The following is a 12,698-nucleotide window of genomic DNA, read 5'->3' on the forward strand; positions in this document are numbered from 1 at the left end:
GGCACCAAGACAGGAATCCAGATTAGATGTCCGCTTACAAGATCACCGAACACAAGTACGACATGGTCGTGGTGGGTGCCGGCGGTGCCGGCCTGCGTGCCACGTTCGGCCTGGCCGCCAAGGGCCTGCAGACCGTGTGCCTGACCAAGGTCTTCCCGACCCGTTCGCACACCGTCGCTGCACAGGGCGGCATTTCGGCCGCGCTCGGCAACATGGGCGAGGACGACTGGCGCTACCACTTCTACGACACCATCAAGGGCTCGGATTGGCTGGGCGACCAGGATGCGATCGAGTACATGTGCCGCGAGGCGATCCCGGCGATCATCGAGCTGGAGCACTATGGCGTGCCGTTCAGCCGTACCGAAGAGGGCAAGATCTACCAGCGCCCGTTCGGCGGCATGACCACCAAGTACGGCGAAGGCCCGGCCGCGCAACGTACCTGCGCGGCGGCCGACCGTACCGGCCACGCCATGCTGCACACGCTGTACCAGCAGTCGTTGAAGCACGATGCGCGTTTCATGATCGAATACTTCGCGCTGGACCTGATCTTCGACGAAGACGGGACCTGCCGTGGCGTCCTGGCCATCGACATGGCCGAAGGCTCGCTGCACCTGTTCCGCGCCCAGGGCGTGGTGCTGGCCACCGGCGGCTATGGCCGCGCGTACTTCAGCGCCACCTCCGCCCACACCTGTACCGGTGATGGCGGTGGCCTGGCCATGCGTGCCGGCATCGCGATGCAGGACATGGAATTCGTGCAGTTCCACCCGACCGGCATCTACGGCGCCGGCTGCCTGATCACCGAAGGCGTGCGTGGCGAAGGCGGCATCCTGCGCAACAGCAGCGGCGAACGCTTCATGGAGCGCTACGCACCGCACTACAAGGACCTGGCTTCGCGCGACGTGGTTGCGCGTTCCATGACCGTGGAAATCCGCGAAGGCCGCGGCGTCGGCGAGCACAAGGACCACATCCTGCTCGACCTGACCCACCTCGGCCCGGGCGTGATCGACGACAAGCTGCCGGGCATCGCCGAAAGCGCGCGCATCTTTGCCGGCGTCGACGTGCACAAGCAGCCGATCCCGGTCATCCCGACCGTGCACTACAACATGGGCGGCATCCCGACCAACTTCCATGGCGAAGTGGTGCGCATCGACGGCGACAACCCCGATGCGGTCATCCCGGGCCTGTATGCCATCGGCGAAGCCGCCTGCGTGTCGGTGCACGGTGCGAACCGCCTTGGTTCCAACTCGCTGCTGGACCTGGTGGTGTTCGGCCGTGCAGTGGCCAACCGCTGCGCCGAGACGATCACGCCGGGCGCCACGCACAAGCCGCTGCCGTCCGATGCCTGCGACAAGGCGCTGGGCCTGCTGGACAAGCTGCGCTATGCCAAGGGCGATACGCCGACCTCGGTGATCCGCGACAACATGCAGCGGACCATGCAGGCCGACGCGGCGGTGTTCCGCACCAGCCAGACGCTGAAGGAAGGCTGCGAGAAGATGGCCGGCATCTTCGATTCGTTCCAGGACGTCAAGGTCAGCGATCGCTCGCTGGTCTGGAACTCGGACCTGATCGAAACCTACGAGCTGAACAACCTGCTGCTCAACGCGGTGGCGACGATCAACTCGGCCGAGCAGCGCAAGGAAAGCCGCGGTGCGCATGCGCACGAAGACTTCCCGGACCGCGACGACGTCAATTGGCACAAGCACACGCTGGTCAAGGTCGACGACAAGGGCAAGTGCAGCTTCGACTATCGACCGGTGCACATGTACACGCTGACCGACGAGGTCGACGTGGTGCCGCCGAAGCCGCGCGTGTATTGATCGCGACCCCCGCCTACCATGCAATCCGCGCCGTGATGGCGCGGGCCGCCTGAGCCAACGAGAGCAGCCATGGCCGAGTTTTCCCTGCCGAAGAATTCAAAGATCACCAAGGGCAAGCACTTTCCCGCCACTGGTGGTGCGAAGAACGTGCGCACCTTCAAGGTCTACCGCTGGAGTCCCGACGACGACAGCAACCCACGCACCGATACGTACGAGATCGACCTTGACGCGTGCGGACCGATGGTCCTGGACGCGCTGATCAAGATCAAGAACGAGATCGACCCGACCCTGACCTTCCGTCGCTCGTGCCGCGAGGGCATCTGCGGTTCGTGCGCGATGAACATCGACGGCACCAACACGCTGGCCTGCACCCGCGCCATCGCCGATTGCGGCAAGGCCGAGGTGCCGATCTACCCGCTGCCGCACATGAGCGTGGTCAAGGACCTGGTGCCGGACCTGACCCACTTCTACGCGCAGTACGCCTCGATCAAGCCGTGGATCCGCACGCAGACGCCGGCACCACCGGACCGCGAGCGCCTGCAGTCGCCGGAAGACCGCAAGCAGCTCGATGGCCTGTACGAGTGCATCCTGTGCGCATGCTGCTCCACCAGCTGCCCGAGTTACTGGTGGAACGGCGAGCGTTACCTGGGCCCGGCGATCCTGCTGCAGGCCTACCGCTGGATCATCGATTCGCGCGATGAAGACACCGGTGCGCGCCTGGACGACCTGGAAGATCCGTTCAAGCTGTACCGTTGCCACACCATCATGAACTGCGCACGGACCTGCCCGAAGGGGCTGAACCCGGCACTGGCGATCGCCGAGATCAAGAAATTGATGATGGCGCGTCGCGCTTGACCGACGGGTGCTGCCGGTGACGGGCATGGCCCGTCACTACCGTGGACGCATCGCAGGTAGAGCGGGGCCATGCCCCGCTGCCCGCCACCTGCAGAGCGGGACCATGCCCCGCTGCCGCCCTGTAGAGCGGGGCCATGCCCCGCTGCGGGTTTGAAGGAACGCAACAATGGACGAAGCCATTCTGCTGAAAAAGCTGCGCTGGCGCTGCCGCCGCGGCATGCGTGAGCTGGACCAGCTGTTCGAACGCTACCTGGACCGCGAGTGGCCTGCGGCACCTGCGGAAGAACGCGAGGTTTTCCTGTTCCTGCTGGACTGCGAAGACGATAAGTTGTGGCGGTGGTTCATGGGCTACGAGGCCTGCCCGCATGCACACGCCGTCCCCATGCTCGACCGGATCCGCGCCCTCGAGGCTTGAGTGGCGTCCTTCGCGCCTGCAGGCCGGCGCCGAAGCACTGGTACTGGCGGCGGCGCCCTGGTTGATCGCCGCCAGCGACCTGCCTGTACGCTGGCAGCCTCCACTGGTGCTGTCCTGCTGGTTGTTCGGCCTGGGAGGACTGTGGCGCGCGCTGCGCAGGCCGCGCCAGCGGCTGTGGCTGCAGGCCCTGCCAAGGCCGTTGCTGCTTGACGGAATCGAACTGGAGGCGCCTTCGCTGCAGGCACGTGGCCCCTGGCTGCAGCTGCGCTGGCAGGGGCCGGGGCAGGGTGGCTGCCTGTTGTTCTGGCCCGATGTCCTCGATCGCGCGCAGCGACGTGAACTGCGTCTGGCCATCCGTGCGCGACAGGTTTCCCGTCGGCCGTCGTCAGTGGCACCATAAGCTGAATTCCCCGGCGCACCTGAATGTTCAAACCCATCCCCGTGGCCATCGGCCTGCGCTACCTGCGCGCCAAGCGGCGCAATGGCTTCATTTCCTTCATTTCCATGGCGTCCATCCTGGGCATCGCGCTGGGCGTGACCGTGCTGATCACCACCCTGGCGGTGATGAGCGGGTTCCAGAAGGAGATCCGCGACCGCCTGCTGCAGATGTCCGCGCATACCACCATCAGCCGCGACGGTGAGCCGATGAGCGACTGGCAGCGCGCGGTCGATACCGCCTACAAGGATGCACGCGTGGCCGGCGCCGCGCCGTACATCGAGATCCAGGCGATGATCAGCGGCCCGCGCGTGCAGGGGGCGTTGGTGCAGGGCGTGGACCCGGCCATGGAACCGAAGGTGTCGGTGGTCGCCGAGAAGATGAAGAAGGGCCGCTTCGACAGCCTGCAGCAGGGCAGCTACAACATGATCCTCGGCCAGGAGCTGGCGCTGTGGCTGGGCGTTGACGTGGGCGACCAGGTGGTGGTGACGCTGGCCGAAGTGCAGGGCACGCCGATGGGGGCGATCCCGCGGATGAAGCGCTTCACCGTCAGTGGCATCTTCGAAGCCGGTTACAACGAGATCGATCGCGGCGTTGCCTTCGCCAACATGGAAGACCTCGAGCGCGTGCTGCGCATCGACGGCGCCACCGGCGTGCGCCTGAAGCTGCACGACATGGACCAGGCGCTGGAGGTGGGCGTGGACCTGGCGCAACGCCTGGGCGGCGCATACCGGGTCAGCGACTGGACCCAGCAGAACGCGAACCTGTACCACTCGCTGCGGATGGAAAAAGTGGTGATGGGCATCCTGCTGTCACTGATCATCGCCATGGGGGCGTTCAACCTGGTGTCCTCGCAGGTGATGCTGGTCACCGACAAGCAGGCCGACATCGCGATCCTGCGCACGCTGGGCCTGACCCCGCGCGGGGTGATGGGTGTGTTCATGGTGCAGGGTTCGATGATCGGCATCATCGGCACCTTGTCAGGCGTCATCGGCGGCATCGCCCTGACCCTGAACCTGGAACGCATCCTTGGCGCCATCGAGGCGTTGTTCAACGTCAAGCTGCTGCCGGAAGACGTCTACTACATCACCGGCCTGCCGACGGACATGCAGCCTGGCGACATCGTGGTGATCACCGTGGTGGCGCTGCTGATGAGTTTCCTGGCCACCCTGTACCCGGCGTGGCGCGCGGCCCGCACCCAGCCTGCGGAGGCGCTGCGTTATGAATGAGGTTTTTTCTCCCGGGCAGGAAGTGGTCCGTGCCGAGGCACTGGGCAAGACCTACGCCGAGGGCAAGCTGCATACGCCCGTGTTCGATGGCCTGGACCTGCAGGTGACGGCTGGCGAAACGGTGGCGATCATCGGCGCGTCCGGTGCCGGCAAGAGCACCCTGCTGCACCTGCTGGGCGGGTTGGACATCCCCAGCGCCGGCGAAGTGTTCGTGGCCGGCCAGCAGATGTCCACGTTGTCCGACAGCGAGCGCGGCAAGCTGCGCAACCAGGCGCTGGGTTTCGTATACCAGTTCCACCACCTGCTGCCGGAGTTCACCGCGCTGGAAAACGTGATGATGCCGGTACTGCTGGGCGGCGGTGATGTTGCCGCGGCCAACGAGCGTGCGCGCCAATTGCTGGAATCGGTCGGGCTGGGGCATCGCCTGCAGCACAAGCCCGGTGAGCTTTCAGGTGGCGAACGCCAGCGCGCGGCAGTGGCACGTGCGTTGGTGAACCAGCCGGCCTGCGTGCTCGGCGACGAGCCGACCGGCAACCTGGACGACCGCACCGCCGGCACCGTGTTCGACCTGATGCTGGAACTGAACCGCGCGCGCCACACCTCGCTGGTACTGGTCACCCATGACCGCAGCCTGGCACGGCGGCTGGACCGGGTGCTGGAGCTGCGCGAAGGCAAGCTCCACGCGCTGGCGCGCGCCGAGGTCTGAACGCGGCTTCGGGGCCTGGTCCTGTTGCCTGCAGCAAAAGGACCGGGCTCCTCTACAGACAATCCAGGTCAAGCCAGGTCGACGTTCCGCATCGATGTCAGCCAGCGGATGAAGGGCGAGGCAACGGCCTCGCTGCCGGCGGCCGTGGTCAGCCCGAGGCCGTCCGCTTCAGCGAGGTCGCTGGGTGACAGGTCGGGTCTGTCGTCGAGCAGGCCAAATGCCGCACGCCGTTCCAGCGTCTCCAGTGCCTGCCGGTCCACCGGTGAGACAAGCATGCCGGCCATGCCTGATACCGTCGCGCCGTGCTCCACGGCTTCGCCTGGCTCGCCATGTTCGGCGGCCAAGCGCTGCAGGTAGCGATGCGAGTCGGAGCCCGGTTTGATGGTCAGGCCGTCGTCCACCATCAGGCTCATTGGGATTCCGCCGCTCAGCAATGTTGCCGCGTGGATACGCAACCACACCGCTTCGTGCACGATCGGGTCAAGCTGCCTGAGGGCATTGCTGTCGAACCGGGCAGCGCCTGCGGTATCTGGCGCAAGTGAATGTATGGCATCGCTCCGGGTGTCCGGCGACCTGAGTGCGTCTCCCACCACGCCGCGCAGGGCTGCCATCTGCAGCCTCCTGATCCGCTCCGGGGCCTGCAGCGCTTCGTGGCTTGAGCAGAGCTGGGTGACCGTCCGGACGCCGCTGTGGGCTTGCTGCTCGGCCATGTCCATCAGGGAAGTGACATCGGGGTTGCGATCCAGGTGCAGGGACGCCTGCTCCAGATTGAAATGGGTAAGGTGCAGAAGTTCTCGTGGCGGGAAAGCGCCATGCATGTCGAGGATATTCCTGTCGCTGCCTGCCGCATTGATGCGGACGCGGGCGGCCTGGATCATCAGTGGGGCTGGCGAGAACGTTGCCGGTGTTGCATCCGGTGATGCGCGCTCCACGCCGGTGGTGTTGTGCACGCTCACCAGGGCGGCGAACCGGCTGTTCTGCGAAGGTCGGGGCTCGACACCGAAAGTCGGCAATGCAGGCTGACGGGGAACGTGGGTGATGGACATTGGCATGATGCGGCCTGCTGAAGGGGTCGATGGCATGGGGGGACCGTCGCCGATCCACGGGGAGCGGCGAAGCGGCATGGGCCGGGATCATCTGCCGCTGCAACCCGTCGTGCCTTCAGAATGCGTGCAGATGCGGGCAGGCGCGGGCAGGCGCGGGCAGGCACGGCACCTCGCCACGTTCACGGCATCGGGTGCATGATGCGGCGGGAAACCCTTGCACTGGAGGCCGCATGAAGCGTTTGATCGTTGCAGTGGCGATGTGCCTGACCCTGGTCGCCTGCGCCACCGGCGGCCGCCTGGACAGTGCCGAACGGCTTGAGCTGTATCGCGCGCATGCCGGCCCGCCGCAGCAGGACATGCAGTTCTTCGGCAGCCTCAACGGCTGGAACGAGCTTGGTGACAGCGCATTGGCGGTATGGACGCGGCCCAGCGAAGCCTACCTGCTCGAGCTGTCCGGCCCTTGCCAGGACCTGCCGTATGCGCAGGCGATCGGCCTGAGCAGCCAAAGCGGACGGGTGTCGGCACGCTTCGACAAGGTGCTGGTGCGTGGTACCGGTCCCGGCCCGCAGATGCCCTGCCATATCGCCAGCATCCGCAAGCTGGACGTCAAGGCACTGCGCGCGTCCGAACAGGAACTGCGCCAGGCGCAGGCCGAAGAACGATAGCGTCGGGCCACGCCGGGCGGACATTCTCCGCATTGCGCGCTCGCCGGGCATGGCCCGGCGCTACCGGTCAGCGCCGGTCAGCCTGCAGGTTGTCGAAGGTTTCGGTGTAGTCCTTGAACTCCGGAATCACCTGTACCAGGTCGGCTGGAATCGGATCCATGCCGGCGGGCGGCACGATCTTCACCGGCTTCCTGTCCGGATCGGCCGGCGCGTCGACGAGGGTGTTCTGGCGCAGCACCTGCAGGTGGCCGAACATCTGCTGCAGCATCTGCTGCTGTTCGGGGCGCAGCGGGATCTCGATCTCGTCCACCTTCATCTTGCCGTCGGGCATCACGATGATGTTTGGTGCGGGTGCACGGCGCACGGTGACCATGCTGTCACTGACGGTGATCTTTGGCTTGCTGCGCTCGACACGGTGGTTCCGGTATTCCTGGTCGCAGCCGGCAAGGACCAGGCAGAGCAGGGCGGCCAGCAGCAGGAACAGCTTCTTCATGGCGGTCCGTGGAAGTGGGGGGCACGTTAGTGTAATCCCCCCGGCACCGGCCGGCCGTCGTCCAGCGGCGGACGACGGCCGGGTGCGCTCATTTGCCGCAGTCGTCGATGTCGCTCTGGTCCATCGTGGAGTAGGGCGCGAATGCCGGCAGCGAGGCAGCCAGTGCCTGCTGGGACGCCATCAGCGCGGGAAGCCGCGCACAGATCTGGTTGGCTTGCGCCTTCAGCTTGTCGGCCTCTGCATTGATGCGCTCCTCGATGCCGTCGGTATTGCCGGAGAACACGCCCTTCAGCGCTTCGCCAGCGGCTTTCACGCCGAGGTTGGCGCCGGACACGCCGATATCCATGCCGGCCATCGCGATCGCCTCGATCTGACGGCGGTATTCCAGCAACTGGGTGCGCTGTGCGGCGGTGGTGACCACGTCCTTGCCGTCGATCAGCAAGGCGCCTTCGGGAGTGATCTCGGCTTTCGGCAGCCCATCGGCGGACAGTTTGAAATTGCCCTTGGCGATCTCCTTGCGCGCCTTGTCGGTGGCTTCCTGCACGGTGCGGCCGATGGTGCTGGTGGAGTCGCTGACGGTCCGCGCGGCATCGCCGCCGTGTTCACCGCAGCCGGCCAGCGGCAATGCCAGCAGCAGCGCGGGCAGTACGTTGCGCATCTTCATGGTGGTGATCCCCGTGAGGTTGTGGAGTGGCTTACTTGCCGCGTGGCAGGCTGACGGTGCCGCGTACGCCGCTGTGGCGGACGTCGCCGCTGCCGCTGCGTTCGACGGTCAGGTTGCCGCCGACGCCGTCGGCCTTGATGTCGCCCGAACCATGGCTGCCCACGCGCAGGTTGCCGGTGATGTCACGCAGTCCGGTGTCGCCGGAGCCGACCACGCCGATCTCCACGTTGCCGCGCACCTGGCGCACGTCGGTGTCACCGGAACCGATGCTGTCGATGCGCAGATCGCCGCCGATGTCACGCAGGTCGACGTCGCCCGAGCCGATGCTGCCGACGGTCACGTCGCGACGGATATTGGACACGTTCGCATCACCGGAGCCTACCGAGAGCAGGTTCAGGCTCTCGGCGCCGTCGATCAGCAGGTCACCGGAACCCACCGTGGCGTGCACGCTGCCCTGGGTGCGCAGCGCATCGGCATCGCCGGAGCCGAGGTCCACGCTCAGCGACTTCGCGCCTTCGATGTGCGCGTCGCCGGAGCCAACCTTCAGCTGCACCATCACATCGGCTGGCACGCTGCCGCGGATATCCAGCCAGGCGTAGTTGTTGCCCACGACCAGGCCGCGCTTGCCTTCGCGACGCAGGCTGACCACCAGTTTGTCGCCACTGTGCCGCTGGGTGAGGGTGAGGTCGCGCAGCCAGTCGGCGTTGGACGCGCATGCGCGTCCGGACAGCCGTGCCGGTCCGCTACCGGCTTCCACGTGCAGGTCGTGCTGGTTGACCTCGATCACCAGGGTCTTCGCACCGCCCAGGTCGAGCTGCAGGTCGCGGTTCTCGGTGAACCTGCAGGGCGCATCGTTGGCCAGGGCGGACAGCGGCAGCAGCATCAGGGTGGTGCAGGCAAGCAGGGTACGCATGGCGGTTGGCTCCTTGTACGAGGAAGACTCAGATTTCGCCGGCGCGGCGGCGCAGGCGGATGGCGATGACGATGAAGACCACGCCCACCGCCGCGCCGATCCACAGCTCCGGCAGGCTCAGTGCCGCCAGCTGGCTGGTCGGCGACAGGGCGGCGGCAAGGTTGTCCCTGTTTCCGGAAATGCTCGCAAGCTGCTCGCTGCGGTAGAACAGGTCACTGCCCGGCAGGGTGCCCAGCAGCAGGCGCCCGACGATGTTCTTCCAGAACCAGGCGCTGGTCATGTCGAAGGCGGTCATCACCCGCGTGGTGCTGACGATGATGCCGGCGAACAGCGGCAGCATCACCGCCCACAGGAACGGCTTGGTCCGGGCCCAGGCCGAACACAGCAGCAGCCAGCCCACCGTCGGCAGGGCCCACAGCAGGTACACCGGAATCCAGGACAGGTGGCCGGCGGCAATGGACAGCGGGCTGGCCGGTCCCCAGATCAGCGCCATGGCATCGCCACCATGCGCCATCACCACCACCGAGATGACCAGCACGAAGATGAACATGGTGAGGATGGAGGCGACCACGGCGATCAGCGGCGCCACCAGCAGGGCGCTGGCGGCCTTGGACAGCACCGTCTGTGCATCCGACAGCGGCAGCGACTTCCAGAACAGGATGCTGCGGTCGCGGCGATCGTCGTACAGCGCGCCCAGGCAGTAGAAGAACACCACGAAGGCCAGCACGATGAACGGCCACAGCGAGCTCAGCACCAGGGTCAGGTCCAGGCCATTGGCCAGGTCGGCCATGTCCTTGGCATCGAGCTGGCTGGTCAGCAGGTTGAGGTCCAGGCCGTTGACGTTTATGTCGCTGTTGTTGATGTGCAGCTCGCCCTGCGCGGCGGCGCGGCGCATCGCCCACAGGCCGAACAGGATGCCGATGGTGCTCATCAGCAGCGACACGATGCCGGCAATGAACGGGGCGTACAGGAAGCCACCGCGGTTCTCCCAGTATTCGCGCTTGAGCAGCCAGCGCAGCGTGCCGGCCTTGCTGATCGGATGGTTCACGGCGTTCATGCGTAGGTTCCCTTCATGATGGCGACGAACAGATCGGCCAGGCCGGGGCTGCGGGTCTCGCCAAGGGTGGTCAGCTGGGTGCGTGGCACGCTGTCGAACAGCAATACCGATTTGCCGAACGGCAGGCTGCGTTCGTCGATCGGCTTGAGCGCGCGGGCATTGTCGACCTGGTCGGCGTTGACCAGTACTTCGGTGTAGCGCTCGCCCACTTCATCCATTTCCGCGCTGAGCACGATCCTGCCGTCGCGGATGAACATCACGTCGGTGAGGATGTGTTCGATCTCCTCCACCTGGTGGGTGGTGACGATGATGGTCTTCTGCTCGTCGAAGTAATCCTCCAGCAGGCGCTGGTAGAACTCCTTGCGGTACAGGATGTCCAGGCCCAGGGTGGGCTCGTCCAGCACCAGCACCTTGGCGTCGATGGCCATCACCAGCGCCAGGTGCAGCTGCACGATCATGCCCTTGGACAGTTCACGCACGCGCTGCTTCGGCTGCAGCTTGGTGGTGGACAGGAACCGCTCGCAGCGGGCCCGGTCGAAACGCGGATGCACCCCGGCGATGAAGTCGATGGCCTCGCGCACCTTCAGCCAGCGTGGCAATACGGCGACGTCGGCGATGAAGCAGATGTCGTTCATCAGCTCGTCGCGGTGGCTGCGCGGATCCTTGCCCAGCACGCTCAGCTCGCCCTCCACCGAGGACAGCCCCAGCAGCGCTTTGAGTGCCGTGGTCTTGCCGGCACCGTTGGGCCCGATCAGGCCGACGATGCGCCCGGCAGGGATGCTGAAGCTGGTGTTGTCCAGCGCAAGGGTGCGCTTGTAGGCCTTGCGCAGGCCCCGCGCGGTGATCACATCCTGGCTTGCTGCGGCGTTCATGGGTTCTTCCCTTGGGTCAGCAGTTCGTCCACGTCCAGGCCCAGGCGCTGGATGCGCTCGAGCACGGCCGGCCATTCTTCGTTGAGGAAGCGGTCGCGCTCGCTGCTGCGCAGCTGGGTGGCCGCCTCTTCGGTCATGAACATGCCCAGTCCGCGACGCTTCTCGACCAGGCCTTCGTCGGCCAGTTCCTGGTAGGCGCGGGACACGGTAATGGGGTTGAGCTGGTAGTCGGCCGCCACCTGGCGCACCGAGGGCAGGGCGTCGCCCGGCTTGATGATTCCATCAAGCATCATGGCGATCACGCGCTCCTTCAGCTGACGGTAGATCGGAGCACCATCGCTCCATTGGATATCGCTCATGGTCAGCTCCGGGAATTCAGCGACTGTGCGAATGAAAAATACGGCATGGACAGGGAGCTGTTCAGCCGCCGCGGGGGGGAGGGCGCCGGCTGGAGGTTCCCAGCGTTCGGCACGGCCGCATCCTGCAGGCCTTCCAGCAACGGGGCGGCGTCGGGTTCATCGGCACCGCCCGGTGCCACGCCAAGCCACAGCGACAGGAGCAGCAGGCACGCCACGCTGGCGACCATGCGGATATCAGGACGTCGAAGTGACGTTTTCATCGGCTCCCCCTGTCTCGGGTGACTGGTGTTGTAGTCAACTATAACACCTACATTCGACAGTGCAAGTGTCGCTGATGACCAACTGATGGCATAGAGGGAGGGTATTCAGCAATGTGCTGTCGCAGTGAGCGGCTCCGGGCCGCATGCAGCCCGCTGGCACGACGTTCCACCACGTGCCATAAGGCCGCAGAGGCCCCGGTGCTATAGTCTGCCGCGATATCCGGGCCGGTGGCCCGGTCCCTGCCCCTCCACCAGGAAGCCCCTGCCATGTTGCCTTCATCCTCCTCGTTCAACGGTGGTTCGCGCGCGCGGGCGCGCCTGCTGGGTGCCATGCTGGTACTCGGCAGCCTGGTGCTGCCCTCGGCTTCCTTCGCCGCCGGCGACCTGCTGGACGTGTCGTATCGTACGCTGGCGGGCAAAGAGGCGGTGAACCTGAAGCAGCGCTACCACGGCCGCGTGCTGCTGGTGGTCAATACCGCGAGCAAATGCGGCTTCACCCCTCAATATGAAGGCCTGGAAGCGCTGCAGAAGGCGTACTCCGGTCGCGGCCTGAGCGTGCTGGGCTTCCCGTCGAATGACTTCAAGGGCCAGGAGCCGGGCGACGAGAAGCAGATCCAGGAATTCTGCACGCTGACCTACGGCGTGAAGTTCCCGATGTTCGAAAAGGTGCACGTGGTCGGCGACGACGCCACTCCGCTCTACAAGGCACTGGCTTCGGCCACCGGCGTGGCGCCGGGCTGGAACTTCCATAAATACCTGGTCGGCCGCGATGGCAAGGTCATCGCCCAGTTCCCGAGCAAGGTCAAGCCGGACGACAAGGAGCTGGTGGCGGCCATCGAACGCGCGCTGGCTGCACCGGCAGCCCATTGAACGACGCACGCGCGCCTCGACATCCGGGGCGTGCGTGCGAC

16 protein-coding genes are annotated in these 12,698 nt (G+C 65.9%); 8 read left to right on the forward strand and 8 right to left on the reverse strand.

Features of this window, described 5'->3' with window-relative positions; translation table 11 throughout:
* Positions 1–26 precede the first annotated feature (26 nt).
* From sdhA to lolD, 6 genes are all read left to right on the forward strand, one after another.
* Positions 27–1,817 carry a succinate dehydrogenase flavoprotein subunit gene (sdhA, locus tag H4O11_RS02165; protein WP_182337788.1) on the forward strand — a complete coding sequence of 597 codons (1,791 nt, stop codon included), beginning with the start codon at positions 27–29 and terminating at the stop codon, positions 1,815–1,817.
* 69 nt (positions 1,818–1,886) lie between these two features.
* A complete protein-coding gene (locus H4O11_RS02170) occupies positions 1,887–2,672 on the forward strand; it encodes a succinate dehydrogenase iron-sulfur subunit (RefSeq protein WP_182337789.1) in 786 nt (261 codons plus the stop codon).
* 166 nt (positions 2,673–2,838) lie between these two features.
* Positions 2,839–3,087, forward strand: coding sequence for an FAD assembly factor SdhE (locus H4O11_RS02175; protein ID WP_182337790.1), 249 nt, complete (start codon positions 2,839–2,841; stop codon positions 3,085–3,087).
* The gene (locus H4O11_RS02180) at positions 3,038–3,487 is read left to right on the forward strand and encodes a hypothetical protein (RefSeq protein WP_182337791.1); all 450 of its coding nucleotides are present in this window, start codon (positions 3,038–3,040) and stop codon (positions 3,485–3,487) included. The genes H4O11_RS02175 and H4O11_RS02180 overlap by 50 nt, the downstream gene beginning before the upstream one ends.
* A gap of 23 nt (positions 3,488–3,510) precedes the next feature.
* Entirely contained in the window at positions 3,511–4,752 is a 1,242-nt protein-coding gene (locus H4O11_RS02185) for a lipoprotein-releasing ABC transporter permease subunit (protein ID WP_182337792.1), read from the forward strand.
* Positions 4,745–5,458, forward strand: coding sequence for a lipoprotein-releasing ABC transporter ATP-binding protein LolD (gene lolD / locus H4O11_RS02190; protein ID WP_182337793.1), 714 nt, complete (start codon positions 4,745–4,747; stop codon positions 5,456–5,458). The genes H4O11_RS02185 and lolD overlap by 8 nt, the downstream gene beginning before the upstream one ends.
* A gap of 68 nt (positions 5,459–5,526) precedes the next feature.
* Here lolD and H4O11_RS02195 read toward each other — a convergent pair whose 3' ends face one another.
* On the reverse strand, positions 5,527–6,582 hold the full coding sequence (locus H4O11_RS02195; protein WP_182337794.1) for a hypothetical protein: 1,056 nt from the start codon (positions 6,580–6,582) through the stop codon (positions 5,527–5,529).
* Between the two features lie 152 nt (positions 6,583–6,734).
* Here H4O11_RS02195 and H4O11_RS02200 point away from each other — a divergent pair, with 152 nt between their 5' ends.
* A complete protein-coding gene (locus H4O11_RS02200) occupies positions 6,735–7,169 on the forward strand; it encodes a DUF6491 family protein (RefSeq protein WP_182337795.1) in 435 nt (144 codons plus the stop codon).
* Positions 7,170–7,236: 67 nt separating this feature from the next.
* Here H4O11_RS02200 and H4O11_RS02205 read toward each other — a convergent pair whose 3' ends face one another.
* From H4O11_RS02205 to H4O11_RS02235, 7 genes are all read right to left on the reverse strand, one after another.
* The gene (locus H4O11_RS02205) at positions 7,237–7,662 is read right to left on the reverse strand and encodes a hypothetical protein (protein ID WP_182337796.1); all 426 of its coding nucleotides are present in this window, start codon (positions 7,660–7,662) and stop codon (positions 7,237–7,239) included.
* Positions 7,663–7,750: 88 nt separating this feature from the next.
* Complete coding sequence (locus tag H4O11_RS02210) at positions 7,751–8,326, reverse strand: YggN family protein (RefSeq protein WP_182337797.1); 576 nt, start codon at positions 8,324–8,326, stop codon at positions 7,751–7,753.
* Positions 8,327–8,357: 31 nt separating this feature from the next.
* The gene (locus H4O11_RS02215) at positions 8,358–9,239 is read right to left on the reverse strand and encodes a DUF4097 family beta strand repeat-containing protein (protein WP_182337798.1); all 882 of its coding nucleotides are present in this window, start codon (positions 9,237–9,239) and stop codon (positions 8,358–8,360) included.
* 28 nt (positions 9,240–9,267) lie between these two features.
* Complete coding sequence (locus tag H4O11_RS02220) at positions 9,268–10,296, reverse strand: hypothetical protein (protein WP_182337799.1); 1,029 nt, start codon at positions 10,294–10,296, stop codon at positions 9,268–9,270.
* Positions 10,293–11,168 (reverse strand): ABC transporter ATP-binding protein, encoded by an 876-nt coding sequence (locus tag H4O11_RS02225; protein WP_182337800.1) that lies wholly within the window; start codon positions 11,166–11,168, stop codon positions 10,293–10,295. Before H4O11_RS02225 ends, H4O11_RS02220 begins: the two co-directional genes overlap by 4 nt.
* A complete protein-coding gene (locus H4O11_RS02230; protein WP_182337801.1) occupies positions 11,165–11,527 on the reverse strand; it encodes a GntR family transcriptional regulator in 363 nt (120 codons plus the stop codon). Before H4O11_RS02230 ends, H4O11_RS02225 begins: the two co-directional genes overlap by 4 nt.
* A 2-nt stretch (positions 11,528–11,529) precedes the next feature.
* Entirely contained in the window at positions 11,530–11,787 is a 258-nt protein-coding gene (locus tag H4O11_RS02235) for a hypothetical protein (protein ID WP_246333212.1), read from the reverse strand.
* Between the two features lie 330 nt (positions 11,788–12,117).
* On the opposite strand from H4O11_RS02235, the gene H4O11_RS02240 reads away from it, so the two are divergent.
* Positions 12,118–12,657, forward strand: a complete 540-nt coding sequence (locus H4O11_RS02240) for a glutathione peroxidase (RefSeq protein ID WP_182338387.1) — start codon at positions 12,118–12,120, stop codon at positions 12,655–12,657.
* The last annotated feature ends 41 nt before the right edge of the window (positions 12,658–12,698 follow it).

Origin of the sequence: Stenotrophomonas tumulicola, from assembly GCF_014117215.1 — a bacterium.
GTDB lineage: Bacteria > Pseudomonadota > Gammaproteobacteria > Xanthomonadales > Xanthomonadaceae > Stenotrophomonas > Stenotrophomonas tumulicola.